Raw genomic sequence first — 26,978 nt, forward strand, 5'->3', positions numbered from 1 at the left:
GGAAACCCCTTATCCGTTGCGATGTTGAGACAGGTATCGGGCCATATGGGGGATGGTGAAGCGGACGTAGCCGTAATCAGCTTGCTCCACGAACCGCTCGGCGATGAGTAATTCCCGATATTTGTTGGCCCAGCTGCGGCTTTTTCCCACACGGTCGCCAATGTCGGCAACCCTTGACGGTTCGGTGCCGTCTTCCGCCATAGCGCAGGCAAACTTTTTAGCTGCCGATGGAAGGGCATCGAATGCCGGCGCGCAGACTGCATCGCCGAAGGCCTGGAGCGCGTCGGCGAAGCCCCGCTCTATGTCGGCATCGGTGACGACGTCCCGCTTGTCTCGCTGCGCCGACTGCCAAACGTAGTAGCCCACCAGCTGGATCATATAGGGATAGCCCGATGTGAGCCGGGCGCAGCGAGTGGCAGCCTCCTCGTTCAGCTCCTTGCCCGAGGAAGCGAAGGACTCGATAAGGGCGTTCTTCACATCGGGGAGGGGGACGTCGCCCACATGTCGCTGCAGGGATCGGCGCAGGAAGGTGAGCACCTTGTTGTTCACCAGCTCGTCCACGAGGGATGGCAGCCCTGCGAAAGCGAAGGCAACGCCCTTTTTCTGGCTGTCTGGCAGATTGGAAAGATCTTGGTCGGTGATGACGTGCTGCACGGCGGTGGCGATGGCAACGAGATCCTCGGGTGTGGCCGCTTGGGTCTCATCGATGGTGAAGAGGATTCCGCCGCCCTTCTTCAATTTGCGGTTGCCCAGAGCTTCGTCGATGGCCCGCCGTAGCGTGAGCGCAGCTGTGTCATCGAAGGAGATAGAAGCGTTACCCAGACTTGCGGAGGCAATACCGGCAATGCCTACGGACGGGCTGACGGTAGCGCTTTCCATGTGCCAGCCCTTGGGTGTGAGGGCGCTTATAAGACGCGCGGTGAGGCCTTCGGAGGCTGTTTCGGAAATGGTCATCCAGCCGTGCTGCTCTGCGAGACGGCGCAACTCGGTGAGCATGACGGTTTTCCCATAGCCGCGTTGTCCCATGATGAGCATGAGACGGCCAGGGGCGCCGGCTCCGTTATCAAGCGCCTCTTGGAAGTCCTCGATGATATTCTGTCGTCCAACGAGAACCGGGGGCATCTTGCCGGCAGTGGGCTTAAAGGGATTCATGGATGCGCCTCCTCCAGGTTTCATGCGTTGCACCACTTGCACCCATTTTATACCACTTGCACTCATTTTATACCATCGCATACTGCAGGGTGTCTGTGCGAAAGTGGAAACTAATGCCAGCGCCGTGAAATGATGGAGCGGGCCCCGCGCGAGGAGTGGCGCGGGGCCCGGGGAGGGAGGACGGAAGGGGCTGGGGGAGATCGAGCGTCGGGGCGATCAAACGCCGGAGCAATCAAACGTCGAAGCGATCAGGCGTGGCAGGTGAAGCACTCGTAGACGTTCTCGTGGTGGCAGGAGGTGCACAGGCTCTCGGCCTGCTCGGCAGCGGTACGGTCGTCGTGCATGATGTGGCAGGAAGCGCAGTCGATATCCTCGTGCTCCACGTTCGTCGGCAGGTCGTGGGGGTTCACCACCAGGCCGTTCTTGTCGGTGCAGGCCTCGGTCTCGGCCGTGAGGGCGGCCAGGTCAGCGCCCTCGCCGTGGCAGCCGGTGCAGGCTGTGGCGTCGATGGCGGTCTTCTTGAGGCGCGTGGCCTTCGCGCCGCCTTCGGCCGTGGCGCCCTCGTGGACGTCGGCCAGGGTCTCGTCGCTGTGGCAGGTGGCACAGGGGATATCGCGGTGCAGGGCCGCCAGACAGTCCGTATCTTCCCGGGAGGCCACGGCTCGCTCGTGGCAGGGGCCGCAGTCCGCCGAGGGGCTCCACGGGGCGCCCGCGCCCTCGGCCGCCGCGTTCTCTGCTGCGCCGGGCACTTCCGCTTCTGGTGCGGTGGCCGTGCCGGTGGGGGCGCACCCGGCGGCCAGGGCGACCAGTCCCGCCACGGCCAGAATGGCCAACCCCCGGCGCCAGGACGGCTTTCGGTTCCGTGCGGAGCGGCCGAGACGGCTCCGCACTCTCTGCAGTGCTTCCATGGTGGTTCCTCGCTTCCCGTGAGATGATGGTGGGACCGCGCCTCGGCGCCTAAGCTGCGTCCCAGGGTTCCAGGGCGGCGGCGTCCTCGGCGGCCACCTTGCCGGTCATGACGGCCTCGGTGGTATTCCCCGACCCGTGGTAGACCAGGCCGAACTGGGATCCCAGCTCGCCGCTGGAGTACAGTCGCGGAATCTCGTTGCCGTCGTAGTCCACCACGCGGCAGGTGGTGTTGTTGCGCTTCGGGCCGCCCTGGGTGTTCAGCAGGCTCGGCCACACCTCGATGCCGTAGAAGGGGCCGGTCTCGATCTTCACCATCTTCTCCGGATCGCGACCGAAGTCCTCGTCGCGGCCGGCGTCCACGAAGCCGTTGTAGCGGGCCACCTCCTCGGCGAACTCGGTCACGCCGATGAAGCCGAGGGTCTCGGCCAGCTCTTCCAAGGTCTCGCCTTTCTTGATGATGCCGCTGGCCAGCTCCTGGGAGTTGTCGTCGCTCCACTGGTACAGCTCGTGCTGCCCGAACCAGCCCATGGCCAGCTTGTCCTTGCCGCCGTAGAAGTTGCCCGCGCCCTCGGCGAAGCGCGTCTGGTCGAAGATGACGTAGGCCGGGGCGCCGGCCCAGTCGTTGATGGTGTCGGTGCTGTCGGCGAAGCCGAGGAATTCCACGCCGGGGAACTGGCGGGTGTGGCCCATGCGCATGTCCTCGCGGAAGAAGCGGTGGCCGTACTTATTCACCATGATGATGGCCGGCTCGCTGTGCCAGTTGGTGCTCGTGCCCACGCGGCCGTTCACCTCGCTATCGGGCTCGATGCGGGCGCCGTAGCCCTGCCACTCGATGCAGTCCATGTGGTGGAGCCGCGCCCCGGCCGCCTGGGCCATGAGCACGCCGTCGCCGCGGTTGAAGGGCGAGCCGGTGACGGCGATGTCCATGCAGGCGCGGATATACTCCTGGGTGAGCTCGGGGCTGGCCTCGTAGCCGCCGCAGGCCAAAATGACGCCCTTGCGGGCCTTGATGAAGATGTCCGCGCCGTCGGGTCCTTCGGCGCGCACGCCGAGAACTTCCCGCGTGCGGGGGTCTTGGACGAGCTCGCGGCCGCGGGTCTCGTAGAGCACGGCCCCGCCCATGCCCTCGTAGATTTTCGCCATGGGCTCGTAGAAGTACTTGCCGCCCATGGCCTGGTTGCCGTCGGCGTCGGCCATGGCGTGGTGCTCCATGCCCGTCTTGGCCACGCCCTTCAGGCTGTTGTTCATGGTGGGGGCCATCTCGTGGAACTCCTTGGGATAGAAGTTGAAGCCGGCCCGCTTCGTGTCCATGTAGTCGATGCCGAGCTCTTCGATCCAGTCCACCATGCCCGAGAGGGTCTGGCTGAATTCCACCAGCTCCTGGCGGTCGTCGCGCTGGAGGTTCAGGCGGTAGAGGAAGTCGGCGTAGCCTTCCACGTCGGTGGGGCAGATCCAGCCGCCGCCGCACACGCCGCTGTTGCCGCCGCGCAGTTCCCGGGGCGCCGCCTCCAGCACCACCACATCGGCTCCGGCCTTCATGCCGGCAATGCCCGCCGACACGCCGGCGGCGCCGAAGCCGACCACGACGATGTCGTGCTCCTCGTTCCATGCTTCGGGAAGCCAGAACTGGTCGGTGGTCGCGGCGGGCGCCGTCTCGCTGGCGCAGCCAGCGAGCCCGGCGGCAGCCACGGTGCCGGCGACGAGGGCTCCGGTCGTCTTCAGGAAGTGACGGCGGTCGAGGGAATGGGTCTGCGGTGCTTTCATGGTTCCTCCTCCTTGCTGCGGAGCGGGTCCGCGGTGGGGGCATCGCGGTCGATGCCGTGGCCCCATCCTAAGACGCTCGGGGCCGCTGGGGCCGTTACGGGCGGCTTAATCAGCGATGCCGCCGCTTAAATACTGGAGAGGAATGGGAAATGAATGACCAGGTCATATCCTTGTGGCGACTTTAAGCGCTTAAGCGTCTTGAGGGTGGCGGGGCGAGGCGCTAGGATGGAGGGAAGGAGAGTGCGCCGAGCTGCGAGGTCGGCGCGAGGGGAGGAGAAACAATGGCGCACGAGACGATCTTTCCCCCGGCGCTGGAGCGGCTCATGGGGCTGCTCGGGCGTCAGCGGGGCGCCGCGGTGCTCGTAGCGGGCTACGCCCTCTGCCGCTGTGCGTCCCATCTCTCGTTTCAGTGGGTTGGTCCGAGCGACCTGAGCATGAGCGCCGATGCCGGCAAGGTGGTGGGGCTCGTGCTGCTTGTGGGGCTCGCCTACGGTCGCGACGGGGAGCATCGCTCGTTCGCGATGCTCGTGGCTCCGGCGCTGGCGGCCCTTACGGCCTGCGCCGTGTTTGTGCTCGCCCATTTCTCGGCGCCTCCTGCGCCGGTTCTGGCGGCGGCTATGTTCCTCTTCGGCCTGGGAACGGCGGCCATGATGCTGCAATGGCTCGAATTCGTAGGCACCACCTCGCTCAAGCACATTGTTCTCATCATTGGAATCGCTGAGGGCCTCAACTCGTTTTTCGTCATCATACTGGGGGCGAGCTTGGAGACGGCCATCTACTGCATGCCGCTGCTGCTCATGCTGTCCCTTGGGCTGCTGGTGACCTATCGCCGCATGGTGGAGGAGGGCTGTGCGCCCTCGCTGTCGGCCGCCCGCCGCACGCCCGTGGAGGTGCGCTCCATCGTCTCGTGGCGCCTGGTGGTGTGGGTGAGCGTGTACTGTTTTTCCTACGGGCTCGTGAGTTCCCTCATGAATTTCCCGAAGTTGTCGGTGTTCGACAATTTCGGGAACATGGTGCCCGGGGCCGCCGTGGTGGGACTCGCCTGGGGGCTGCCGGGCCGTTTCGATATGCGCACCTTGAAGAACGTGGCCTTCGTGTTCATGGTGTCGGGCCTGCTGCTCGTGGGGTTCTTCGACGGAGGAAACGCCTGGGTGCAGGTGTTCGCCGGGGCTGGCACGGCCAGCTGCCGCCTGTTCGCCTACTCGCTGGCCTGCATGCGGGCCCATGCGACCCGCACCTCGGCCCTGCCGGCCTGCGCCGTGGTGAAGCTGCTCATCATCGCAACGACGGAGACGGGCATGCAGCTGGGCTCCGTCGATCTCGTCATCGACCACGGAGTGCTGGTCGGGGCCATCATCCTGGCCATCAGCCTTCTGAGCGCGGGCCTCTCGCCGTTCAGCATCGATGAACGCCACGTGCTGGAACGGGCCGCCCAATCGTCCCCAGCCTCGCGTCGGCGTGAGGCGCTGGCATCGCTCAGCGCTGATCGGGGGCTCTCGAAGCGGGAGACGACGGTGTTCATGCTCATGGCCAGCGGGCGTGACATCGCCGCCATCAGCGATGAGCTGTTCATCTCGAAGAGCGCGGCTCGGGCCCACGCGAGCCGGATCTACGCGAAGTTCGCCGTGCACAACCGCCAGGAGTTCAACGAGGTGCTCGACGGCTGCCTGCCCCCGCTACCCTCGGAAGGGCCGGCCGAGAACTGATACCTCTGCTGACTGGCGAGGGGCTTGGGCGCGCGCCGGCGCCCTGCTGTCGACTTGCTTGCGCTTTCGGGGGGTTGCGCTTGCGCCCAGTCGAGCGATTGGCTGGCTGGTCGGTTCTCGCTTCGTCATCGAAAGCCGCGAGCGGCGTTGCGGGGCTGCTCGCGGTGTGTCGCTGGTTGGTGGGGTCGTGGACCGGCGTGCGCGATGCCGTCAGTTGCCGGGGCGGTCACGGTTGGCGGCGCGCGGCCTCGGCGGCGCGCGGGGTCGGGTAGCATGGGACCATGACAGTGTTTGAAGCCCAACATATCGGCGTGCAGTACCAGCGCAGCGGGAAACCCTTCGCGCCCTTCTCGGACGTGAGCTTCGCCTTGGAAGGCGGGCGGCTGTACAACCTCACGGGGCCGTCGGGGTCGGGGAAGTCCACGCTGCTGGCGGCCTGCGCCCTCATGTTGCCGCGTTCGGGCGGTTCTCTCGTCCTGAACGGTGTTCCCTTCGATCGCTTCCATCCCACGGAGTGGCGCCGTCGCGTGTGCCTCGTGCCCCAAGCCGCGGCCCTTGTGCCGGGCACAGTACGCGATAACCTGCGGTTTCCCTGGACGCTCAAGGTGAATGCCGGCACGCAACCGCCGAGTGACGGGGCCCTGGAGGAACTGCTGGCTCTCGCGCAACTTAACGGGGTGACCCTCGACCACAGCGCGGCCCAGCTCTCGGGCGGCCAACAGGCCCGGGTGGCGCTGCTGCGGGCCTTTGCCACGCGTCCGACCGTGATGCTGCTCGACGAGGTGGAGGCGGCCCTCGATGAGGAATCTGCCGTGGCGGTGAGCCGCCTGACCCGGGCGCTGCTGACCGGCGGCACCACCTGCCTGCGCATTCGCCATCGGGCCGACGACGGCTACGCCTGCGGGACGTTCACCCTGGCCGATGGTGCGATCAGCTACGAGGCCCATCCCGCGACTGTCTCCAATGCCCCTGTAACGGGGGAAGGGGTCGCGGCCCCTGCCCCTCGGGAGCGTTCCCGATGACCGGCGGTGTGGTGAACATCGGTTATGTGGAGCTGGTAGGGGCGAGCCTGCTCATGCTGGTGGCTGGTATCGTGTCGTGGCGGCTGCGACTCGGTCAGACCCGGCGCATTGCCGTCTCCACGGTGCGGGCCTTCGTGCAGCTTCTGGCCATGGGGCTTCTGCTCGTGTACCTCTTCCAGTACCAGACCTGGTGGCTTGTGGGCATCGTGCTCGTGGGCATGTGCATCGCGGCCACGCAGATCGCCACGGGGCGCACCAAGCGCGTCATGGGCGGCCTGTGGGCCGACACCTTCGTGTCCATCACGGTATCGTCGCTCGTCGTCTCGTTCATCGTAGTGGAGGCCGTCATCCACGCTGATCCCTGGTACAACGCCATGCAGCTCGTGCCCATAACGGGCATGATGCTCGGTAATACGCTGTCCGCCTCGGCCGTGGCCACCGACCGGCTGCTGGCTTCCATGGATTCGCGCGCGAGCGAGATCTACACCATGGTGGCCCTGGGCGCCACGCCGCGGGAGGCGGCGTTCCCCTCCATCAAGGCGGCCGTGGGCGCGGGCATGACCCCCACGCTCGCCCAGCTGTCGGCCGCGGGCATCGTGCAGATTCCCGGCATGATGTCGGGCCAGATCCTTGCCGGAGCCGACCCCATCATCGCGGCGAAGTACCAGATCGTCGTGCTGCTCATGGTGTCGGCGGCCACGACGCTGTCCATCGTCGTCATGTGCTTCCTCGCCTACAAGAAGCGCTTCTCGGCCGAGGGTTACTTCCTCGATCCGGCCCTGCGCGACGATATCGGCTCCCAGGGCTAAGGGGTCGCACGGGGAGAGCGACCGTCGTCGCGGGAAGTCCGCGCAGCCCAGTTCCTTCCCCGCATCGCCGGTGCGCCTTCGGGTGCCTCCTCTCTTCAAGAGCCGTGCCCGGCACCCGTTGCGGCCCTGCTCGCCCACGGCTCTACGTCGGGCACCGACACCTTCGCCGGTATGGCCTTTCTCCTAAGGGCCGTGGCGCTGAGCGGGTGATTCCCGTCTGTGATCGGCGTGGAGGGGCCCACGGGGCCTTGAGGTGGTTTACAATAGGCGCCGTCAGTTTTTAAGTTCTTTGGGAAAGAAGGCTCCACCGTGCCGGCACGAACCATGGCTCCGCACTCCTGCGTCCCCGCGCAGGGAGGGGAGACGGCACCCGAGATCGCACCGGTCGCGGCGCTGCTCACGCGCCGGACGTTTCTGGGCGCGAGCGCCTGCGTCGTGGCGGCCCTGCTGACGGGCTGCGGCAACTCGGAAGCCGGCGTGCAGGCCCGTCAGATCGCCGAAGTTCCCTGCCCGTACAACTGGGACAACCTCATTTGGGACGGCGGCCGGCCCGTCTATTACGAGAACGACCAGATTTGCTCCCAGTGGGGCGTGGACGTTTCCGAGCACCAGCACACCGTGGATTGGGAGGCCGTGGCCGGGGCCGGGGCGCAGTTCGCCTTCGTGCGCATCGGCAACCGCGGCGCCACCGAGGGCAAGCTGGACGTGGACGAGTTCTTCCTGACCAACGCCATCGGGGCCCAGGCGGCGGGCATTCCCGTGAGCGCTTATTTCTTCTCCCAGTCCTTGGACGAGGCGGAGGCCCGCGAAGAGGCCGCCTTCGCCATCGAGCAGCTGCGCGAGGCCGAGCACGAGGGCGTGACCTTCCACATGGTGGCCTACGACCACGAGCCCGTGGAAATCGAGGGCGCCCGGGCCAACGATCTGCCGCCCGACCAGTTCGCCGCCAACGCGCGGGCCTTCTGCGAGCATATTCAGAAGGCCGGCTTCTCGCCCATGATCTACGGCAATCAGCAGGATCTCATGCGCCTGTCGGTGGAGGAGCGGGTCGAGTATCCGCTCTGGCTCGCCGAGTACGGCATCGACGACCCCACGGTGACCTTCAACTTCGCCATTTGGCAGTACACCAACAAGGGCACGGTGCCCGGCATAGACACCGACGCCGACCTGAACATCTGGCTCGAGACCCGCTAGAAGAAAACTCAATAGAAGGAGCTCCATGAACATCAACAAGGCCATTCTCCATGTATTCGATTTCGTGTCCTGCGTGAACGTGTTCGCCCAGGCGGAGATGGACTTGGGCAACAAGACGGCGAAGCGCTACGTGACGAGCCAGGCCAAGCGGGCCGTGGGGAACTTGGACAGCAAGCGCGGCACCTTCGCCGAGAACAGCCTGTTCGCCGAAGAGCTGCGGGCCTACTTCCGCGGCGAGCGCGACTTCGTGGGGCTCACCCAGCAGATCGGCGAGTTCTTCGTGGGCGAGTTGTCCCGCATGGAGAAGACCCCGTCCACCGACTTGCTCATTATCGACTTCGAGGGCGACCTGGACGAGACCGTGCGCGAGATGACCGACGAGGAGGCCGAGGCCGCCTTCAAGGGCCGCGGCACCCGTTACTTCGCCATCATCCTGCTGGAGGCCCGCCAGGCCTACATGCACGAGGTGGGCTCCAACGATTTCGGCGACACGGCCACCACCATCGCGCGGCACCACGCCATCCTGCCGAACCCGTCCCAGAAGGTGGCGTCGTTCGCGCTCATCGACGGCGACGCCATGACCGTGTGGTTCGTGGACAAGGAGCGCGAGATCGCCGGCGAGAAGCGCTGGCTCATTCCCGACGGTCTGCTGCAGTGCTCCATGGAGGCCTCCAGCAAGGAGGTGCTGCAAGCGGTGACCACGGTGGTGGAGGAAGTGGCCGAGGAGTACGGGGCGAACACGGCCCGGGCGCTGGCCCGCGCGAAGTCCTACGTGGCCGGGAACGCCGAGGAGTCCGACGAGGTGGACGCCCACGAGCTGGGCCGCGAGGTGTTCGCCGACGAGCCGGTGCTCCAGGAGCGCTTCGATCGCGCCGTGGACGCCGGGGCCATTCCCGAGCGCGTGGTGGTGGAGAAGGCCGTGGCGAAGCGGGTGACTAAGAACCACAAGATCCGCACCGATACGGGCATCGAGCTGACCTTCCCCGCCGAGTACGGCGAGAACCCCGACTTCATCGAGTTCTTCAGCACGCCGGACGGCCGCATCGAGATCGCCCTCAAGAACATCGGCGCCATCGAGAACCGCTAGGGGCCTGGAGGCGGTGCCGCGACGGCTGCCATGCAGCCAAACTCTCGCCATCGGGCCGTCCGCGCGTTGTTGGCATTCGGAAAAACCTAGGGTGCGGGGGCTGCGCCAAAGAGTAGAATCGGTTGCGACCACTCAACGAAAGGAGCATCCCCCATGACCCATGCACCGCAGGCAACGGCCCTCTACGAACGCCGCGAGGGCTACATTCCCCGCGTAGCGGCCATTCACGACCTGTGCGGCTACGGCAAGTGCTCGCTCGGCGTGGCCATTCCCGTGCTGTCGGCCGCAGGCTGCGATGTGTGCCCGGTGCCCACGGGCCTGTTCTCCAGCCACACGGCGTTCCCCGGCTGGTACATGCACGACACGACCGAGATTCTGAACGACTACCTGGCCGCCTGGGCCGGCATCGGCGTGGAACTGGATGCGGTGTACTCCGGTTTCCTCGGCGCCCCCGAGCAGGTGGACATCATCAAGCAGGTGTGGGAGAGCCACCCGGGCGCCCTGCGCGTGGTGGACCCGGTCATGGCCGATCACGGCAAGGTGTACCCCACCTACACCCCCGAGCTCGTGGCCGCCATGGGCACCCTGGCCAACGGGGCCGATATCCTCACGCCGAACCTCACCGAGGCCGCTATCATCCTGGGCCGGGCGTGGGAAGGAGCCGATGTAGATGAGGAAACCGTGCGGTCCATCATGGGGGCCCTGCGCGAGCGCGGCGCGAAGAACGTGGTGCTGAAGGGCATCGAGCACGGCGACGGCCTCATCCACAACTACGTGTGGGGCGACTCGGTGGACTTCACCGAGACCACCAACGCGAAGCTGCCCTACATGCTCCACGGCACCGGCGACGTGTTCGCCAGCACGCTGCTGGCCGCGGTCATGGCCGGCCGCAACCTGGCCGAGGCCACGGCCTTTGCCGCCGACTTCACGGCCGATGCCATGGTGGTGTCCGCCAAACAGCCCGACTTCGAGGCCCGCGGCGTCAGCTTCGAGCCCCTCCTGGGCAAGGTCACGGCCCTTCTCGGCTAAATACGAGAAGATGAGGAAGAGGGGCTGCATGGTGATTGACACAGCTCCTCTTCCTTGACAGCGGTTCTTCTGCCATCTAGAATGTATGACATGTCATACAGAAGGTGGTTGCTATGGAATCGGTGCTGACAGTGCGGCTCGATGGAGCCGTGAAAGAGCAGGGCGCTGCCGTTATGCAACGATGCGGGTACACGCCCTCATCGGCAGTGCGGCGGCTGTTCGATTACGCGGTACGCCACGATGCGCTGCCTTTCGAGGCCCAGGAAAAGCCTTCTCGCGAGGAAATCCGCCGGCGCATCGCCGCGTTCGATGCCTGCCATACGACAGGGCCCGCGCTCTCCGACGACGAGGTTCGTGCTCAGCGATTGGGGGAGCGCTATGGAATTGATGCTCGATAATAACATCGTGCTCGACCACATCCAGCGACGCGAGCCCTTCTACGAACTGTCGCGGCGCACGTGCCTGCTCGGCATTGTGGGGGAGGCGAACACGTACATCAGCGTGAACATGCTGACGGATCTGTTCTATCTGCTGCGCAAGGACTTCGGAAGCGATGGTGCCCAGGCCATGCTGGAGAACAATCTGTCGTTCTTGAAGCTCGTGAGCGTGACGCCCGAGGATGCCCAGGTAGCCCTTCGCGCCCGATGGAGCGACTTCGAGGACTGCCTGGTGGCCCGCTGTGCCGAGAAGATAGGCGCCGACTATATCGTCACGCGCAACGTGAAGGATTTCGTCGCTTCCAAGGTGGAAGCCGTTGCACCCGAGGAATTGTTCGCAAAACTGGAAGAGCGGGGCTTCGTCTACGAGGAGATCGATTGGTAGTGTGGCCGGTATCTGTGGCGTACTGGGTTCCCAAGCCCTCCGAGGCAGGGGTGAGATCCGCAGCGCGAGCTTCGGGCCTCTGCCGGGCAAGGTGACGGCGCTGTTGAGATAGCGCGGCTACTTCTCGGCCAAAGCCTGCCCTACGCTTCCGCGAGCAGCAGATCCAACAGTTCCTGGCGGGTGTTGATGCCGAGTTTCTCGTAGATGTGGCGGGTGTGGGCTTTTGCGGTGCCCTCGGCGATGATGAGCTCGCCGGCTACGCCCGACAGCGACTTGCCCTGGGCCAAAAGCTCCATCACCTCCCGCTCGCGTGGGGTCAGGCGCCCCTGTTCGGCCACGGCGGCGCAGCGGCGGGCCAGGCGCGTGCGCTCGTTCTCCTCGGGCGGCCGCTTCCCCATGAAGGCGATGCCCCAGCGCTCGTCTATCTCGCGGCGATTCAGCACCAGGGCCGTTACCGCGGTGATGACCGCTACGGCCGCCACCGCTCCGATGGCGGGCCCCGAAGCCCCGAACCAGCCCTGGCCATCGAGGGCCACTGCGGCGCCCTTGCCGACCCATCCCACCAGCAGCAGGGCCTCCTCGATACCGAACAACAGCAGGGCGCTCACGCCGAAGCGCTTGGAAATGTCGCACAGGAACAGCAGGACGAGCGCATTGAACAGCATGACGCCGAGAGCCGTGCAAAAGCTGCCCGCCACGCCGCCGCCGATGCCGAACAGCGGCACGATGAGCAGGCCGCAGCATAGCAGGATGGCCGGGGCTCGGTAGATGGCCGACAGCGGCAGCCGATTCGAGAACCACCATACCCACGCGAAGAGCACCAAGCCGCCGACGAGGGTCGTCCAGGTGGAATGGGAGCCAATGAGCGAGGGGTATGCCTCGCGGATATGGGCCGAACTGTAGCTGGCCACCAGTTCGAAGAGGGCCAGAATAAGGAAGAACTTCCAGGGAATGAGGCGCCGGCTCGTAGCTGTGGGCCGGTCTTCCGCGGGAATGTACCGTTGGTAGGAACGGTAGGCGAGCGCCGCCGATAGCCCGGGCAGCACGACGAGCGCGCCGTAGAGGTAATCGTCGCGAAAACCCTGGAGCACGAAGGTGAGCACGACGCCTCCGATGATGGCAAGCGCATAGTACAGCGCCACGCGCGGCGCGGCCAGGCAGCTGTAAATCTCGCACCAGAGGAGAATGAGCAGAGCCGACCCCGCGCCTCCGGCCACCGTAGCCGGAAGAGCAAGGGCGTTCGCCATTTCGGGAGAGGCCACGGCTATGATATTCGCCGCCACGGAAAACGCGAGCAGTACGGTAATGGCAGGGTATACGGCCCGTTTGGCGGCTAGGGGAGTGATGCGGCGCGACAACAGGGCGATGGCAATGGCGCAGATGGCGAGCACGACATCGTAGGAGATCTGCCCCGCCAGGGTGTTCACGGGCATGGGAATGGTGGGGTTCGCGTAGGTGAGCGAAACCCAGGCCCGCCACAGGGCGAAGCCCAAGAAGGCCAGGGGCATGTCGAGCAGACGCCCGATCGTCCGCGGGCGCCCGTCGTCGTTGTCGCTGTGAGCCACGTTTGTCCCCCTCCCGTGCCGTATCCCCTGAGGCTACCTTCCATTATAGCGGGCGCCTCGCGCGGGACGGTTACGGTTTTGCCTGAAAGCTCTCAGTGGCCTTGGGGCGTATTCCCTGGTAAATCGGGTGTTTATAGCGCCTGTTTACAAAGATAAACAGCCAAAGGGGCCGATGGGGGATGTGCGCGGCCCCTCGGCGAGCCATAGTGGGAGCCCAAGAGCCGCTTCGGATGCCGTCGCCGCAGACGGGCCGGGGCGGGAAGGGAAGCGGAAACTACAGGAGGGTTCCCATGAACAACGAAACCATGCCCAGCGCTACCGTCGGTTCCATCAGCCGTCGTAGCCTCTTCAAGATCGGCGGCCTTGCCACGGCTGCCGTGGCCGGTGCCTCGCTTGCGGGGTGTGCCCCGCAGACGTCTAGCACCCCGACGGCCGCCACGGGCGAAGGCTCCGCAGCGGCGGCCGACGGCACTCCGAGCTTCCTGGTGGCCCCTGCGCCCATCACCGAGTTCGACGAGACCCGCGACTACGAGGTTGTGGTCGTGGGCGCCGGTGTCTCCGGCATGGCCGCCGCGCTGTCTGCCGCCGAGGCCGGTGCGAAGATTGCCTGCGTGCAGCGCGAGGCCACGCCCTCTTCCCAGGGCAACATGGCCGCTGGCGTCGATCTGAGCCAGACGAGCGAGGCTGGCAAACAGGCGCTTATCAGCTACCTCATCAAGTTGGCCGACCATCGCAGCAACCGGGCGCTCTTGGAGGTTTGGGCCGACAACTCCTTTGAGGCCCTGGCCTGGTTCAAGGAGGCCGCGTCGGCCGGCGGCATCGATGTGAACCCCGACGAGCCCCAGGCCGACCGCGTGCTGCATATCAACGGCTATGACGTGTACCTGCACGCCAACACCTACTTCCGCATCGGTCACGATGAAGTGGTGAAGGCCATTGCCCCGGGGGCCGAGGCCGCAGGTGTGGAGTTCTTCTTCAGCTGCCCGGCCCAGCAGCTCGTTGCCGACGAGTCGGGCCGCGTGACTGGCGTGGTGTGCGAAGAGGGCGGCAAGCACGTGCTGTTCACCGCTAGCAAGGGCGTTATCCTGGCTACAGGTGACTACCAGTGCGATCCCGAGATGGTGGCCTACTACTGCCCCGACATCAAGGAGTTCCCGCCGTGCCAGATCAATCGCACCGGCGACGGGCACAAGATGGGCGTATGGGCTGGTGGCGAGATTGAGCCGACCACCCACACGAAGATGATCCACGATGCCCGCGTGGGCCGTGTGGACACCCCGCATCTGCTGGTGAATGCCAAGGGCGAGCGCTTCATGTGCGAGGGTCCCATGCAGGGCTATCTGAACAACTACATCCGCGATTACATCCACGAGGCCGAGGGCGACCCCACGGCGGGCAACCTGTACACCATCGTGGATGCGAAGTGGCAGGACCAGATTGCGGAATGGAAAGCCATCGACCCGGAGATCGACGCCTCGAACTGCAAGTGGTTCTACGAGGGCAACACCATCGAGGAGGCCTGCGCTGCCATGGCCGCCGACACCGAGAGCGGCGCCTATAAGCTGGATGCGGCTGCCGTGCAGGCCACGGTGGATCGCTACAACGAACTGTGCGCCAAGGGTGCCGACGACGACTTCGGCAAGAACCCCACCTTCCTGCGCGCCCTGGACACGCCGCCGTTCATCGTGGTGCCCCACGAGTTCGGCTACGGCCTGTCCGCCATCATCGGAGGCCTGCTCATCAATGCCGACAACCAGGTGCTGAAAGCCGACGAGCACACGCCCATCGAGGGCCTGTTCGCCGTGGGCAATGTGTCCGGCTGTTTCTACGGCGGCGTGGACTATCCCATGGACGTGCTGGGGCTCTCCATCGGCCGTGCCATCACCGGTGGCTATGTCGCTGGCAAGCACGTGGCGGCTCTGTAGCCGGCATTTCCTCACCCTCCCCTTGGCGAAGGCCCGCTTTCGGCGGGCCTTCGCTTTCTTACGACATTGAAAGCCGTCGTGTAAGGATGGGAAGGGAAGAAGGGGCTATACTGGTCGCAGACCATTTCGATACAGGAGGTATCTACCATGACCAATTCTCAGCTGAACCCCAATGACCAGGCCGCAACGGCCGAGCCCTACCGGTCCTGCGATGCCGTACCGGCCGACGGCTCTGCTGCGCCCGGTGGAACTGCCGCGGCGAGCGACCCGGCTCCCGTGCAGGGTGCCTACGATCCCTATCAGGCCCAGCAGCCCTACGGCCACGGCGCACAGCCGCAACAGCCCTATGGCGCGAGCCAGGCCCAGCAGCCCTACCAGGCCAGCTACGAGCAGCCGGCGGTATCCTACCAGCAGGTGTACGCCCAGCCCGTGGCCCCGGCGGCGCCGGCGACCCTGTATCCCATGACCGACACCGACCGCAACCTGCGCCTGGTGGCGTTCATCTTCTGCATCCTGTCGCTCGTGGGCTCCTGCTGGCTCATCATCCCGCTGGCGTGGATGATCCCCATGTCGGTGATCTCCTGGGGCATCTACAAGGGCACGAAGGCCAACACCGTGGCCTTCGGTGTGTGCACGCTCATCTTCTGCTCACTCGTGGCCGGCATCCTGCTGCTGTGCTCGAACAAGGACCGGTAACCTTTCGCAGGGTACTCGTCTTCCCATTGCCGAAACGAAACGCGGGCGCTCCACGAAAGGGGCGCCCGCATCGTTGTCGGTTGCCCCGCCCTTGGACATCGGCGTCGAATGGCCTTGGAATGCGCTACGTTGGGCTTGGGGCAATTCTGCAGGTGATCTTTCCCAAGACGCCCATTTGTCCCAACGAAGCAAATAAGAAGCAAATAAGATTTTCGCTATCGACGGGCTTATGAACTGGGGATTCTCAATTTTTCATCCAGGATATGCCAATTTTCATCCCAACGGAGCAAATAAGAAGCAAATAAGATTCAGGATTTTGGGAGGCTTTCGCTGGACGGGCGGGCGGTGGTTGCTGCGTGCGCTCTTTCTTTCCACAGCATCGGTTTTGGGTTGCGGCAAGAGAAGAGCGCTCGGCGGTAAATACGCCATGACAGGGCATGCGCCTGTGCCGTGATCGGATTTACGCGCTGAGCGCTCTGGGGGTCGTTTGTGGCGCTCTATTCAGTTGAGGGGAACGCAGCGCCGCGCCGGCTTGCGCACGGTGCGGCCGCGCATCCGCGAACGGCGTCGTGCTTACTCCTCGTACAGCGAGAAGTCGTCCTTGCCGACGCCGCAGACGGGGCAGACCCAGTCCTCGGGAATGTCGGCGAAGGCGGTGCCGGGCTCGATGCCGCCATCGGGATCGCCGATCTCGGGGTCGTAGATGTAGCCGCACACATCGCAGATGTACTTGTCCATGGGAACGCCTCTCTTTCGAGGTTGCGGGCGACGCGCCGGTCGCCGACGGTGCTTGCAGATGCGAGTCCATGATGCCACTGGCCAGCGCGGTGCGCCCGCTCTCGGCGAAGCCGAAACCGATTTGTGAAGTAGGGCGCTGGCGGGAAGAAACCCAAGGCAAGCACGGGGAAACTAACCCGTAACGGCGCAGAAACGGAAATACCAGCCGAAACCTAATCAATCACCGCCGAGCGCATCATGAGGGCAGCATTTCCCATGAGGAAGTCCGCCGCCGTCCGCAGGGTCGAGCGGGGCTCGCTAGCGCGGGAGCGTCTCGGTTGTGCCGGGCGACCGCCGCGTCGGTGGCTTCCCCATCCGAGAGCGTGATGGCGTCGCGTCCGCGAGACGCGCAGGAAAGGAGCAGACAATGGTTACCGCCGAGCAGCAAAAGATCATCGACCGCGCCCAGCTGCAACAGGTGAACGGCTGGCAGCACCTCAAGGTGAAGGGCACTCCCTACGAGTGCGGCTTCCAAGAGGGCTACCTGCTCGTTGACGAGTACAAAGACGCCCTGCGCGTCTATAAGTTCATGACTTTGGAATCTTTCGGCATGACCTACGAGTGGTTCGCCGAGCAGGCGCTGAAGCTGCACCGGGACATGATTCCCGCCCGCTGGCTGGAAGAGCTGCGCGGCATGGCCGAGGGCCTGACGGCCGCCGGCGTGCCCACCACCACCGACGACATGATCGCCTGGAACGACTGGATGGAGATCACTGGCTACTGGTGGCCCCAGAACGCCGGGAAGGTCATGAGCCGCCCGCTCATGAAGACCCACCGCAAGGAGCACTGCTCCGCCATCGTGGCCACGGGTTCGGCCACCGTGGACGGCAAGCCCTACCTGGGCCACGAGAGCTTCGACGAGTTCTGGAGCGGTCAGTACTTCAACGTGTGCAAGCGCGTGGAACCCGACGAGGGCTACGCCTTCATCATGCAGGCCTCGGCCCCGTGCATGCTGTCCTCCATGACTGACTTCTACGTGACCGCCGCCGGCCTGAACATCACCGAGACCACCCTGGCCGGCTTCGACCGCTACGACGATGCCGGCATGCCCGAGTGGGTGCGCATCCGCGACGCCGTGCAGTTCTCGGCCGCCATCGACCAGTTCGTCGAGCGCCTGAACAAGCAGAACAACGGCGGCTATGCCAACGCCTGGCTCATCGCCGACCACAACACCGGCGAGATCGCCCGCTTCGAGCAGGGCCTGGCCTTCACGAGCCTGGAGCGCACCATGGACGGCGCCTACTTCGGCTGCAACGCCGTGTTCGACCCGCGCATCCGCAACCTGGAGTGCAAGGACAACGGCTTCAACGACCCGCGCCAGCAGACCGGCGCCCGGCGCCAGCGCTGGATGGAGCTGATCGATGCGTACTACGGGAAGATCGATCTGGAAGTCGTGAAGAAGATGCTGGCCGACACCTACGACGTGTACCTCGGCTACAACTGCCCGTCGAGCCGCAACATCTGCGCCCACTACGACGTGGACCCGCAGTACTACGCCGATGACCCCGATGCTGTGTGGAACATCCCGTTCTACCCGGCCGGCTCCTGCGACGCCAAGGCCGCCGGCCCCGACGACGTGAAGCATATGAAGATGTGGGGCCGCTACGGCCGCGCCGACGGGGTGGAGTTCGTGGCGAAGGACTTCATGGACCAGCATCCGCTGTGGAAGTGGATGGACGGCTACCTCCAGGATCGTCCCACCCAGCCCTGGACCCTGTTCGACTAGAAAACCGGGAACCCGGATGCCGCGCCTCTCCACGGCGCTCGCGTCCTTTCCATACACCGCATCAGCCTATCGAGAATAAAGGAGCATAGATTATGGAAATCTCAAAGGAACAACTTGCGAAGATGGCTCAGGCCTATAAGAAGGCCGAAACCCAGCACGTGGCCCAGCGCGCCGTTACCAAGAACGGCATTCTGGCGTCGGCCGAGAGCGTGGAGGTGCTCGAATCCATGAGCCCCAAGAACTTCGCGTTCTCCATCGACGTGGACGACCAGGCCGTGGCCAACCAGAAGATGTCCGGCCGTTGCTGGATGTTCGCCTGCCTGAACGTGCTGCGCTTCCATATCGAGAAGGAACTGGACTTGCCCCGGGGCACCTTCGAGCTTTCCCAGGCCTACCTGGCGTTCTTCAGCAAGCTGGAGCGTGCGGCCTGGTTCATGGAGCACGTGGTGGCCACCGCCGACAAGGCCCTCGACGACCGCGAGGTGGACTGGCTGTTCAGCGCCCCTATGCAGGATGGCGGCGACTGGGACATGGTCTGCGCCCTGGTGAAGAAGTACGGCGTGATGCCCCATTCCGCCATGAGCGAAACCCACTGCACCAATAACACCGCCGAGCTGAACACGGTGCTCTCGCATCTGCTGCGCCAGAACGGTCTGAAGCTGCGCACCATGGCCCAGGAGGGCAAGGACACCAAGGCCGTCCAGGAGGAAATGCTCACCGAGGTGTACCGCATCCTGGCCGTCTGCTTCGGCGAGCCCCCGGAGAAGTTCGACTTCACCTACAACGACGCCAAGGGTAAGTACCACGCCGATTTGGGCCTCACCCCGTTGGAGTTCCTGAAGAAGTACGTGCCCATTAACCTGGACGACTACGTGGGCATCATCAACGTGCCGGGCGAGGCGAATCCCTACGGCCGCCTGTACGCCGTGCAGGACTCCGACCAGATTCCCGAGCGCCGCAACCTGTACCTGAACGTGCCCATGGACGAGCTGAAGGGCTACGTCATCGAGTCGCTCAAGGACGGCGAGCCCGTCTGGTTCGGCTCCGACGTGCTGCAGCATTGCGATCGCGAGGCCGGCGTCATGGACTTCGATCTGTTCGATCTGGAGTCGCTGTTCGGCGTGAAGTTCACCATGGACAAGGCCGAGCGCTTCGCCACCCACGAGAGCCTGCCCACCCACGCCATGACCATCGCCGGCGTGGATATCAAGGACGGCAAGCCCACCAAGTGGAAGATCGAGAACAGCTGGGGCACCGAGAACGGCGGCAAGAAGACCGGCAACAACGGCTACTTCGTGTGCAGCGACGAGTGGTTCGACAACTTCGTCTACGAGGTGGCCATCCGCAAGGACCGCCTGACCCCCGAGCTGCAGAAGGCCCTGGATTCCGACCCGATCGTCTGGCCGTTCTGGAACACCTTCAACCCGGTGTCCGCCTAAGGGCACCCGCCGGCTGCGCGCCCATCGTGCGGCCGGCTCCGCGGGCATCTCAAGGCCCGCACACACTATCCGCTGTCCGGCGGATCGGGACGCGACCGTTCCGCCGGACCCTTTCGTGAGGGGTAACAATGAGCTCCCAAACCGCATCTCATCCGGCGAAGGCGCCGGCGAAGGGCGCAGCGAAGGCCAGCAGTGGAGCCTATATTAGCCTCATGGCATTGGTCATGATGAACGTGACCATCATCGGCAGCGTTGCCAATGACGTCCAGCAGGCTTATTACGGGCTGTCCTCCGTCACGCTCTTTATCATCGGCGCTCTCGTATTCTTCCTGCCCACCGGCCTCGTGGCCGCAGAGTTGGCCTCCGGCTGGGGCCAGCGCGGCGGCATCTTCCGTTGGGTCGGCGAGGCCTTAGGCCCCGGCCTGGCATTCACCTGCCTTTTGATCCTCTGGTTCCAGACCTCCATCAACTTCGGCATGGGTGTTGCATCGGCATCGGCCACCATCGGCTTCTACACGCCCGATTGGGACTGGGCCGTGCAGTTCATGAACCATCCGGAGAACCAGTTCTTCATCATTCTGGCGTGGCTGGCCTACTATTGGGGCCTGACCTTCCTGGCTACCAAGGGCGTGAAGGCCTTCGCCCGCCTGACCAAGTACGGCGTCATCATCGGCACGTTCATCCCGCTGGCCTTCATCGTCGTCTTCACGGTGGTATGGCTTGCCCAGGGCAACGTGTCCAATGTGACCCCCACGCCCGAGGCGTTCAATCCCTTCGGCGACGGCTTCAGCCTCACCAACCTGGCCTTGGCCGCCGGCGTGTTCTTCAGCTTCGCGGGCATCGACATGAACGCCGCCCACATCAAGCAGCTGAAGAAGCCGCAGAAGGAATTCCCGCTGTCCATCTTCATCGCCATGATCCTGACGCTGATCATCTTCATCGCCGGTACGGTGTGCATCGCCATCGTCACGCCGAAATCCGACATGAACCTGGTCTACGGCCTGTACCAGACCTATAAGATTCTCGGCGCCACCTTCAACTGCCCGTGGATTTACGTGGCCTTCGTGTGGGTCGGCCTCGGTGCCTCCATGGCATCGCTCGTCACCAACATGGCCGGCCCCTCGTTCATGCTCGGCCAGGCTGGCCGTTCCGGCTTCCTGCCGAAGGTGCTGCAGAACTCCAACAAGCACGGCATGCCGAGCCGGCTTATGTACCTGCAGATGACGTTCATGACCCTCATCGCGTTTCTGTGCTTCCTCATTCCGAACATCGAGGGCTTCGTCGTGCTCATCACCCAGGCCATTACCATCCTGTACATGATGTACTACGTGCTCATGTTCGTCTCGTTCTTGAAGCTGCGCCGCGATCAGCCGAACCGTCCGCGCCTGTTCAAGGTGCCCGGCGGCAACGTGGGCGCGTGGCTCGTGGCTGGCCTTGGCCTTTTGGCCTGCTTGTTCGGCATCGTGCTGGCCATCATCCCGCCGGCCCAGGTGGCCGAGGAAGTGGGCAGCCCGGTGACCTACGTGGTGGTTATCGTGGCCATCATCGTCGTCACCTTCGCCATCTGCTTCGGCGTGTACCAGGCCTCCAAGCGCCATAACTGGGTGGACGAGAACAACGTGTTCGCCCCGTTCACCTGGCAGCTCGAGGGTTTGAAGAAGCCCCAGAAGGTGCTGTCCAATGTGCCGTCCGAGCTGATGAGCGAGGGCCAGAACCCCATGGGCATGCCCATCAAGAAGCTGTGGAACCCCAACGAGCAAATCGTGCTGCCCGACGAGTACGTGCACGGCAAGCACCATCCGTCCTCTCCGGCCATTGAGGCTGGCGACGACCCGGCGGCCATGAACCATCCGGTGAAGACCAGCGGCACGTCCATTGGCGCGCTGGGTGCCATCCCCATGAGCCAGCCGACGGTGATTTCGAAGAAGGCCGGTATCGGCACGGCCGCCACGGTGGGGCTGAAGAAGGCTCCTGCGGTGCCGACGCCGGTGGAGGGAACCGAGCCGGTGCGGCTGGATGCCGAGGTGCCCGCCGCCCCTGCCGACGAGGTGGCCGCCGAATCGGTGCCCCGCGACCCGGTGACCGATGCCCAGCGGGCCACCGAGACCGAGCAGGCTGCCCGCGCGGCGGCGAAGGCCTCCCAGGAGAAGGCCTATGCCTACGAGGTGGAGGCCGAGGCCCTGGAGCAGCAGGTGGAAGCCGATAGCGACCTGGCATCTGCCCGCCGCGAGGTGAAGGAGGCCAAGGCGGCTGCTGATCAGGCCAAGCGCGAGGTGGGCCATCCCACGGCGGCCGCCGAGGGCGCCGCGGCCACGGGGACGACGGGTGCCGAGGGTGCGGCCGGCGCTGCCGATGCGGCCCCGAAGGCGACCGACGATAAGTAGCCAGTAACGAAGCGGGCCGCGCCCCGGGCGCGGGGCGCGGCCCGCCCAGGATAGAGGTGTTCTCCATGAGCAACAACGCAAAGACGACCGCGGGCGCCCCGCCGAAGGCCTCCGCATCGGTCGCGGCCGCCGTAGGCGGCGCGGCATCGGTCAGGGCGGCGGATCCAGGCAAGGCCGCCCGCCTCTCGATGCCCGAGAACAACGGCGAGAAGGTGACGAAGCCGACGGTGGCCACGAAGCAGAACGCCGGCGGCGACTTCAAGGCGACCCTCACCGTGAAGGATATGGTGGTGTGGGGCCTGATCACCATGGTGCCCATTTCCCCCATGGCCGTCTACGGCGGCGTATTCGCCGATTCCGGCGGCATGCCCACCCTGGCCTTCCTTATCGGGTTCGTGGCCGTGCTGTTCTCGGTGTTCTCCTTCGGCATCATGATCCAGCATTTCCCCTCTTCGGGCTCTATCTTCACCTATGTGAGCCACGTGTTCGGCAAGCTTCCCGGCTTCATCGCCGGCTGGCTCATGCTTCTGCAGTACCTGGTCAGCCCGGCTATGGTGTACCTCATCGCCGCCATCGCCATCCATTCCATGCTGCCGGATGTGCCGATTCTGGCCCTGTGCTTCGGCTTCCTTATCATTGTGGCCATCGTGTCGCTCATCGGCATGAAGACGGCCATGGTGGTGAACAAGGTGGCCCTTGTGGCCCAGCTGGTGATTCTGGCGCTGTTCGTGGTGTGCGGCGTGATGTTCGTCGTGCAGCATCCTGAGAGCGCGAACTTCTCGCCGACCAACCTGTTCAACCCCGCGAAGTTCGAGTTCGGCGGCACCATGTCCGCCGTGTCGTTGGCCGTCATGTCCTACGTGGGCTTCGGCGCGATTGCCACCCTGACCCAAGAGGCGAAGGATCCCCAGCACGGACCGTCGCGCGCCATGATGGTGATGGCCATTGTGCTGTGCGTGCTGTACGCGCTGCAGTGCTTCATCGCCACCTCCATCGATCCGTCGGGCGCCGCTTTCGCCGGCAACACCGACAACGCCTTCTACCTGGTGGCCAAGATGGCCGCCGGTCCCTGGCTCATGGTGGTGTGCGCCGTGGGCGTGGCCCTGGCCCAGGGCGTGTTCACCGCCATCGCGCAGCAGAACTCCATCGCCTTCGTCATGTTCACCATGGCCAACGGCGGCTGCCTGCCGAAGTTCATGGCCAAGATGAACAAGCGCACGAATTCCCCGCTGAACGCCGTTATCTTCATCATCGCCCTGTCAGTGGTGCTGACCCTGGTCTTCCATTTCAGCAACATCGACATGAACACCGTGGTGAAGATCTCGAACTTCGGTGCGCTGTCCACCTATGTGATGCTGAACGTGTCGGTCATCGTGTTCTGCTGGTTCCAGCTGAAGGAACGCACGGGGGCCAAGGCCGTAGTCATGCACCTGGTCTTCCCGGTGCTCGGCGCGCTCGTCTGCTTCGGCATCCTGATGTCCGTGGGTACCGTGGCCCTTGTCGTCGGCGTGGTGTTCATCCTCATCGGCGTTGCCTATTACCTGGTGCTGACGAAGGTGCTCCACCGTCAGATCAACCTCGGGTAGGGCGCGAGACGCTTCCGGGTGGTCGCAGGCTACTCGGCGGCCGGAATGGGTTCGCGGCGATCTTCGCGCGCCGCACCCCCCCGTGGCCCTCTAAGTGCGAAGCCCCAACGGCCCGACAGTTCGCTGCCGGGCCGTTTTTGTGTCGAGTGCTGCAAGTGCGCCCGATTCGGGCGGCCGAGCCCGATGGGGCGGGCGATTCTCTACAGTATCGCGGCCAGGGCCTCTTCCAGGGCCGCCAGATCGTCGGGGGTGGTGGACCAGCTGGTGACGAGGCGGATGGCGGTGTGGGTCTTATCGACCCGTTCCCAGAAGCTGAAGCGGATACGCTCGGCCAAGGCCTCCATCTGGGCGTTCTCCAACACGATGAACTGCTGGTTGGTGGGGGACTCGCGAAAGAAGGTGCAGCCGGCCTCGCTCAGGATGCGGCGCAGCTCGGCGGCGGCATCGATGGCAGTGCGCCCTACCTCGCCGTAGAGGTCGTCGGTGAACAGAGCGTCGAATTGCACGCCGAGCAGGCGCCCCTTCGCCAGCAGCGCCCCCTGTTGTTTCACGTGGGTGAGGAAGTGCTTGGGCATGCCGCCGCGCGGGAACACCACGGCCTCGCCGCAGAGCGCTCCGCACTTGGTGCCGCCGATGTAGAAGGCGTCGCAGAGGCGCGCGATGTCAGCCAGGGTGACGTCGGTGTCGTGGGCGGCCAGGCCGTAGGCGAGGCGCGCACCGTCCAGGTACAGCGGAATCTCGTAGCGGCGGCACAAAGCCGAGAGCTCTTCCAGCTCGGTCAGCGAGTACACAGTGCCCAGCTCGGAGGGATGCGCGATGAATACCATACCGGGGAACACCATGTGGTCGTGGCTTGCGTCGCCGTAAAAGGTATCCAGGTAGGCGGCCACATCGGCGGCGCGCAGCTTGCCGTCGCGCTCGGGAATGGTGAGCACCTTGTGGCCCGTGGCCTCGATGGCGCCCGCCTCATGGGCCGCGATGTGCCCGGTGTCGGCGGCGATGACGCCCTCGTAGCCGGCGAGCAGCGACGAGATCACCACGGCGTTGGCCTGGGTGCCGCCTACGAGGAAGAACACGTCGGCCTCGGGGTCGCCGCAGGCTGTGCGGATGCGCTCCGCGGCGCTCGCGCAGAACCGGTCGTTGCCGTAGCCCGAAGCCGGCTCCAGGTTCGTGGCCGCCAGCGCCTCCAGCACGCGCGGATGGGCACCGGTGGAATAGTCGTTCTCAAAAGAAATCATAGGGGCTCCTCAGGCGATCTCGGCGGTGGCGCCAGGGCGGTTCGGTGAGAACAACGCTCGGTGGCAGACCATTGTGCTTGGAATGTAAACTATATGCTTTACTTTCCAAGCACGACCCATGGTGAAGGGCCGTTCCGACGGTTTTGCGGTCAATGGGAAGCCGAATGCCCAGCGCCTCAGCAGCGCAGGCGACGCAAGCGGCGATAATGAAGCGCGATGCTGCGGAATGGGCGAGCGAAAGGCGTGTAGTATGGCTATCGAAAAGGTGAAGACGTACTTTGCGGAACTTGGGCGCGCGGGGGACGTGCTGGAATTCGATACGTCCAGCGCTACCGTGGAACTGGCGGCGGCCGCAGTGGGCTGCGAGCCAGCCCGTATTGCCAAGACGCTGTCGTTTGCCGTGGGCGATCGCGTGGCGCTGGTGGTGTGTGCCGGCGATGCCCGCATCGCGAACCCGAAGTTCAAGGCCCAGTTCGCCACCAAGCCCCGCATGCTTCCCGCTGAGGAGGCCGAGTCGCGCATCGGCCACGCCGTCGGCGGCGTGTGCCCCTTCGCTGTGAACGAGGGCTGCGACGTGTATTTGGACGAATCACTCCGTCGTTTCGATGTGGTGTATCCTGCCTGCGGCAGCTCCAACAGCGCTATCGCTCTCACCCCCGACGAGCTGGCCGCCTACACGCCCAGCAGTCAGTGGGTGGACGTCTGCAAACTGCCGGAAGCGTAGGCGCCCGGCTCATGCGGTGGCTCGCTGGTTGACCCGTGTGATGGCTGTGGCGACATCCCCCTGCCTTTTATCCGATACGGTGGGAGCCTTCTTCCTGGGGAGGGATGAGGCCTTTGGAGCGGAAGAGCTCGGGGACGGCCATGTCGCGATTGCGGTGGGGGAAGGGCTTTCCTTCGATAAGGCAGAGCACGAACTCGTTGAGGAACGTCGCATCGGGTTCCACGCCAAGGGGCACGTTGCGGTAACTTGCCCGCACGAGCGCGTTGCGGAATTGCAGGGACGATCGGTCGAAAGCCTCACTACAATCATGGGGAAAACCGTGGGAGCGCAGCAGCTGCTGGAGAAAGACAGCCACGGTACGGGTGTTCCCCTCCGCAAAGGGGTGGATTTGCCAAATGCGCGTTATGAAGCTGCCCACGGAAGCGGCATAGGCACGGTAGTCGCCGAGGGCTGCCATTGCGGGTTTGAACTCGGCGAACGCGGCCGCTAGATCGTCTTCAATGGATACGTAGTCGCCGTAGGCCACTGATTCTCGGGCGAGGACGAACTCACGTTTTGAGAGATTGTAGTCGCGGTAGTGCTGCTCGTATCGCGAGTCTTCCATGAGGCCCCGAAATAAACGTCCGTGAATGGAGCGCAGCGTGGCGGGGGAGAACGTGAAGCCGTTTGAATCGAGCGCATTGCAGATGCGTGCGCTCACGAGGTCGGCCTCCTGGGAGTAGCGGTTGATGCCGCGCTCGACCTTCTGGTTGTAGTACTCATCCACCATGTCGCTGAGCTGGCTGGCGCTGATGTCGCCGGCCACATAGCGGGCGGCGGGCTCGTCGAAGGCAGCGCTGGTGGTAAGGCCGTCGACGGCTTGCAGGCCCCGGGCGGAGCGAACGCGCTGGTCGCGCACGCGGTAGGAGTACGGCTCCTCGTAGCGTTCGTAGTCCGGCTCGGCGCTCATGATCATCCTTTCTAGCGGGGCATTCTCTGGCCATTGTAGCATGGCGCTATTCGGGGAGAGTCGCTGTGCCCGCTTTGTCGCCGACCGTTTGTGCGAGGGGATGGTCTCGTGTTCGGCCGTTTCGCTGGAGTTCGCGTTGGTGTGCCGCTCCTTCTTCAACAAAATTTAAGGTCTCGGCCCCTTGACGAAGCGGTGCGGCTTTTATACTATGCAATACATAGTATCATGCGAAAGGAGGTATGGTGGACGCTCAAATGAAGCGTGGGTTTCTGGAGGCCTGCGTGTTGGCGGTGCTGAGCCGGGGGGAATCCTACGGTTACCAGATCATCAAAGACGTGCCGCCGTCGCTGGGCCTCACGGAGTCGACGCTGTATCCGCTGCTCAAGCGGCTGGAGGGCGCGGGCTGCATTGCCGTGCGCTCCGCCGAGCACAACGGGCGGCTGCGCAAGTACTATCGCGTCACGAAGGAGGGCCG

23 protein-coding genes are annotated in these 26,978 nt (G+C 64.8%); 16 read left to right on the plus strand and 7 right to left on the minus strand.

Annotated features, from left to right (window positions below; all coding sequences use genetic code 11):
• Window positions 1-9: 9 nt before the first annotated feature.
• The 3 genes from ACTOXK_RS03325 to ACTOXK_RS03335 all read right to left on the minus strand — a co-directional run bounded on the left by ACTOXK_RS03325 (window position 10) and on the right by ACTOXK_RS03335 (window position 3,825).
• Window positions 10-1,188: an ATP-binding protein gene (locus ACTOXK_RS03325; RefSeq protein WP_482279846.1), complete on the minus strand. Its 1,179-nt coding sequence runs from the start codon at window positions 1,186-1,188 to the stop codon at window positions 10-12.
• Between the two features lie 212 nt (window positions 1,189-1,400).
• On the minus strand, window positions 1,401-2,060 hold the full coding sequence (locus ACTOXK_RS03330) for a cytochrome c3 family protein (protein WP_482278586.1): 660 nt from the start codon (window positions 2,058-2,060) through the stop codon (window positions 1,401-1,403).
• 49 nt (window positions 2,061-2,109) lie between these two features.
• Window positions 2,110-3,825, minus strand: coding sequence for an FAD-dependent oxidoreductase (locus ACTOXK_RS03335; RefSeq protein ID WP_482278585.1), 1,716 nt, complete (start codon window positions 3,823-3,825; stop codon window positions 2,110-2,112).
• A 281-nt stretch (window positions 3,826-4,106) separates the two neighbouring features.
• Between ACTOXK_RS03335 and ACTOXK_RS03340 the strand changes: the two genes are divergently transcribed.
• The 8 genes from ACTOXK_RS03340 (at window position 4,107) to ACTOXK_RS03375 (ending at window position 11,494) form a co-directional block, all read left to right on the plus strand.
• Window positions 4,107-5,531, plus strand: a complete 1,425-nt coding sequence (locus tag ACTOXK_RS03340; RefSeq protein ID WP_482278584.1) for a helix-turn-helix transcriptional regulator — start codon at window positions 4,107-4,109, stop codon at window positions 5,529-5,531.
• 281 nt (window positions 5,532-5,812) lie between these two features.
• A complete protein-coding gene (locus ACTOXK_RS03345; RefSeq protein ID WP_482278583.1) occupies window positions 5,813-6,553 on the plus strand; it encodes an ABC transporter ATP-binding protein in 741 nt (246 codons plus the stop codon).
• Entirely contained in the window at window positions 6,550-7,362 is an 813-nt protein-coding gene (locus ACTOXK_RS03350; RefSeq protein ID WP_482279357.1) for an ABC transporter permease, read from the plus strand. The genes ACTOXK_RS03345 and ACTOXK_RS03350 overlap by 4 nt, the downstream gene beginning before the upstream one ends.
• A 309-nt stretch (window positions 7,363-7,671) precedes the next feature.
• The gene (locus tag ACTOXK_RS03355; RefSeq protein WP_482279358.1) at window positions 7,672-8,556 is read left to right on the plus strand and encodes a GH25 family lysozyme; all 885 of its coding nucleotides are present in this window, start codon (window positions 7,672-7,674) and stop codon (window positions 8,554-8,556) included.
• 25 nt (window positions 8,557-8,581) lie between these two features.
• Window positions 8,582-9,643, plus strand: a complete 1,062-nt coding sequence (locus ACTOXK_RS03360) for a nucleoid-associated protein (protein WP_482278580.1) — start codon at window positions 8,582-8,584, stop codon at window positions 9,641-9,643.
• 153 nt (window positions 9,644-9,796) lie between these two features.
• Window positions 9,797-10,672, plus strand: a complete 876-nt coding sequence (locus ACTOXK_RS03365) for a PfkB family carbohydrate kinase (RefSeq protein WP_482278579.1) — start codon at window positions 9,797-9,799, stop codon at window positions 10,670-10,672.
• 113 nt (window positions 10,673-10,785) lie between these two features.
• Window positions 10,786-11,070 (plus strand): type II toxin-antitoxin system RelB/DinJ family antitoxin, encoded by a 285-nt coding sequence (locus ACTOXK_RS03370; RefSeq protein ID WP_482278578.1) that lies wholly within the window; start codon window positions 10,786-10,788, stop codon window positions 11,068-11,070.
• Window positions 11,051-11,494, plus strand: coding sequence for a type II toxin-antitoxin system VapC family toxin (locus tag ACTOXK_RS03375; protein WP_482278577.1), 444 nt, complete (start codon window positions 11,051-11,053; stop codon window positions 11,492-11,494). The genes ACTOXK_RS03370 and ACTOXK_RS03375 overlap by 20 nt, the downstream gene beginning before the upstream one ends.
• 140 nt (window positions 11,495-11,634) lie before the next feature.
• On the opposite strand, the gene ACTOXK_RS03380 is transcribed toward ACTOXK_RS03375, so the two are convergent.
• Window positions 11,635-13,059, minus strand: coding sequence for a helix-turn-helix transcriptional regulator (locus tag ACTOXK_RS03380; RefSeq protein ID WP_482278576.1), 1,425 nt, complete (start codon window positions 13,057-13,059; stop codon window positions 11,635-11,637).
• Window positions 13,060-13,349: 290 nt separating this feature from the next.
• On the opposite strand from ACTOXK_RS03380, the gene ACTOXK_RS03385 reads away from it, so the two are divergent.
• Both ACTOXK_RS03385 and ACTOXK_RS03390 read left to right on the plus strand, forming a co-directional pair.
• On the plus strand, window positions 13,350-14,984 hold the full coding sequence (locus ACTOXK_RS03385) for an FAD-dependent oxidoreductase (protein WP_482278575.1): 1,635 nt from the start codon (window positions 13,350-13,352) through the stop codon (window positions 14,982-14,984).
• A gap of 147 nt (window positions 14,985-15,131) precedes the next feature.
• Window positions 15,132-15,680, plus strand: coding sequence for a hypothetical protein (locus tag ACTOXK_RS03390; RefSeq protein WP_482278574.1), 549 nt, complete (start codon window positions 15,132-15,134; stop codon window positions 15,678-15,680).
• Window positions 15,681-16,253: 573 nt separating this feature from the next.
• On the opposite strand, the gene rd is transcribed toward ACTOXK_RS03390, so the two are convergent.
• Complete coding sequence (gene rd, locus ACTOXK_RS03395) at window positions 16,254-16,418, minus strand: rubredoxin (RefSeq protein ID WP_482278572.1); 165 nt, start codon at window positions 16,416-16,418, stop codon at window positions 16,254-16,256.
• Between the two features lie 406 nt (window positions 16,419-16,824).
• Here rd and ACTOXK_RS03400 point away from each other — a divergent pair, with 406 nt between their 5' ends.
• The 4 genes from ACTOXK_RS03400 (at window position 16,825) to ACTOXK_RS03415 (ending at window position 23,592) form a co-directional block, all read left to right on the plus strand.
• Window positions 16,825-18,183, plus strand: a complete 1,359-nt coding sequence (locus ACTOXK_RS03400) for a C45 family autoproteolytic acyltransferase/hydrolase (RefSeq protein WP_482279359.1) — start codon at window positions 16,825-16,827, stop codon at window positions 18,181-18,183.
• Window positions 18,184-18,275: 92 nt separating this feature from the next.
• Entirely contained in the window at window positions 18,276-19,622 is a 1,347-nt protein-coding gene (locus tag ACTOXK_RS03405) for a C1 family peptidase (RefSeq protein ID WP_482279360.1), read from the plus strand.
• A gap of 212 nt (window positions 19,623-19,834) precedes the next feature.
• Window positions 19,835-22,006, plus strand: coding sequence for an APC family permease (locus ACTOXK_RS03410; protein WP_482279361.1), 2,172 nt, complete (start codon window positions 19,835-19,837; stop codon window positions 22,004-22,006).
• A gap of 65 nt (window positions 22,007-22,071) precedes the next feature.
• Window positions 22,072-23,592: an APC family permease gene (locus ACTOXK_RS03415; RefSeq protein ID WP_482278719.1), complete on the plus strand. Its 1,521-nt coding sequence runs from the start codon at window positions 22,072-22,074 to the stop codon at window positions 23,590-23,592.
• Between the two features lie 200 nt (window positions 23,593-23,792).
• On the opposite strand, the gene ACTOXK_RS03420 is transcribed toward ACTOXK_RS03415, so the two are convergent.
• On the minus strand, window positions 23,793-24,830 hold the full coding sequence (locus ACTOXK_RS03420) for a threonine aldolase family protein (protein WP_482278720.1): 1,038 nt from the start codon (window positions 24,828-24,830) through the stop codon (window positions 23,793-23,795).
• 250 nt (window positions 24,831-25,080) lie between these two features.
• Between ACTOXK_RS03420 and ACTOXK_RS03425 the strand changes: the two genes are divergently transcribed.
• Entirely contained in the window at window positions 25,081-25,554 is a 474-nt protein-coding gene (locus tag ACTOXK_RS03425) for a YbaK/EbsC family protein (protein ID WP_482278721.1), read from the plus strand.
• A gap of 67 nt (window positions 25,555-25,621) precedes the next feature.
• Here ACTOXK_RS03425 and ACTOXK_RS03430 read toward each other — a convergent pair whose 3' ends face one another.
• Entirely contained in the window at window positions 25,622-26,503 is an 882-nt protein-coding gene (locus ACTOXK_RS03430) for a Fic family protein (RefSeq protein ID WP_482279847.1), read from the minus strand.
• Window positions 26,504-26,742: 239 nt separating this feature from the next.
• Between ACTOXK_RS03430 and ACTOXK_RS03435 the strand changes: the two genes are divergently transcribed.
• On the plus strand, window positions 26,743-26,978 hold a 236-nt coding region (locus ACTOXK_RS03435), incomplete at its 3' end, for a PadR family transcriptional regulator (RefSeq protein ID WP_482279848.1).

The organism is Adlercreutzia sp. (assembly GCF_056795635.1).

Bases quoted from the DNA above. Each gene is read 5' to 3' on its own strand.
- ACTOXK_RS03330 (WP_482278586.1), bottom strand. From the start codon at position 2,060: ATGGAAGCACTGCAGAGAGTGCGGAGCCGTCTCGGCCGCTCCGCACGG.
- ACTOXK_RS03335 (WP_482278585.1), bottom strand. From the start codon at position 3,825: ATGAAAGCACCGCAGACCCATTCCCTCGACCGCCGTCACTTCCTGAAG.
- ACTOXK_RS03340 (WP_482278584.1), top strand. From the start codon at position 4,107: ATGGCGCACGAGACGATCTTTCCCCCGGCGCTGGAGCGGCTCATGGGG.
- ACTOXK_RS03345 (WP_482278583.1), top strand. From the start codon at position 5,813: ATGACAGTGTTTGAAGCCCAACATATCGGCGTGCAGTACCAGCGCAGC.
- ACTOXK_RS03350 (WP_482279357.1), top strand. From the start codon at position 6,550: ATGACCGGCGGTGTGGTGAACATCGGTTATGTGGAGCTGGTAGGGGCG.
- ACTOXK_RS03360 (WP_482278580.1), top strand. From the start codon at position 8,582: ATGAACATCAACAAGGCCATTCTCCATGTATTCGATTTCGTGTCCTGC.
- ACTOXK_RS03365 (WP_482278579.1), top strand. From the start codon at position 9,797: ATGACCCATGCACCGCAGGCAACGGCCCTCTACGAACGCCGCGAGGGC.
- ACTOXK_RS03370 (WP_482278578.1), top strand. From the start codon at position 10,786: ATGGAATCGGTGCTGACAGTGCGGCTCGATGGAGCCGTGAAAGAGCAG.
- ACTOXK_RS03375 (WP_482278577.1), top strand. From the start codon at position 11,051: ATGGAATTGATGCTCGATAATAACATCGTGCTCGACCACATCCAGCGA.
- ACTOXK_RS03385 (WP_482278575.1), top strand. From the start codon at position 13,350: ATGAACAACGAAACCATGCCCAGCGCTACCGTCGGTTCCATCAGCCGT.
- ACTOXK_RS03390 (WP_482278574.1), top strand. From the start codon at position 15,132: ATGACCAATTCTCAGCTGAACCCCAATGACCAGGCCGCAACGGCCGAG.
- rd (WP_482278572.1), bottom strand. From the start codon at position 16,418: ATGGACAAGTACATCTGCGATGTGTGCGGCTACATCTACGACCCCGAG.
- ACTOXK_RS03400 (WP_482279359.1), top strand. From the start codon at position 16,825: ATGGTTACCGCCGAGCAGCAAAAGATCATCGACCGCGCCCAGCTGCAA.
- ACTOXK_RS03405 (WP_482279360.1), top strand. From the start codon at position 18,276: ATGGAAATCTCAAAGGAACAACTTGCGAAGATGGCTCAGGCCTATAAG.
- ACTOXK_RS03410 (WP_482279361.1), top strand. From the start codon at position 19,835: ATGGCATTGGTCATGATGAACGTGACCATCATCGGCAGCGTTGCCAAT.
- ACTOXK_RS03415 (WP_482278719.1), top strand. From the start codon at position 22,072: ATGAGCAACAACGCAAAGACGACCGCGGGCGCCCCGCCGAAGGCCTCC.
- ACTOXK_RS03420 (WP_482278720.1), bottom strand. From the start codon at position 24,830: ATGATTTCTTTTGAGAACGACTATTCCACCGGTGCCCATCCGCGCGTG.
- ACTOXK_RS03425 (WP_482278721.1), top strand. From the start codon at position 25,081: ATGGCTATCGAAAAGGTGAAGACGTACTTTGCGGAACTTGGGCGCGCG.
- ACTOXK_RS03430 (WP_482279847.1), bottom strand. From the start codon at position 26,503: ATGAGCGCCGAGCCGGACTACGAACGCTACGAGGAGCCGTACTCCTAC.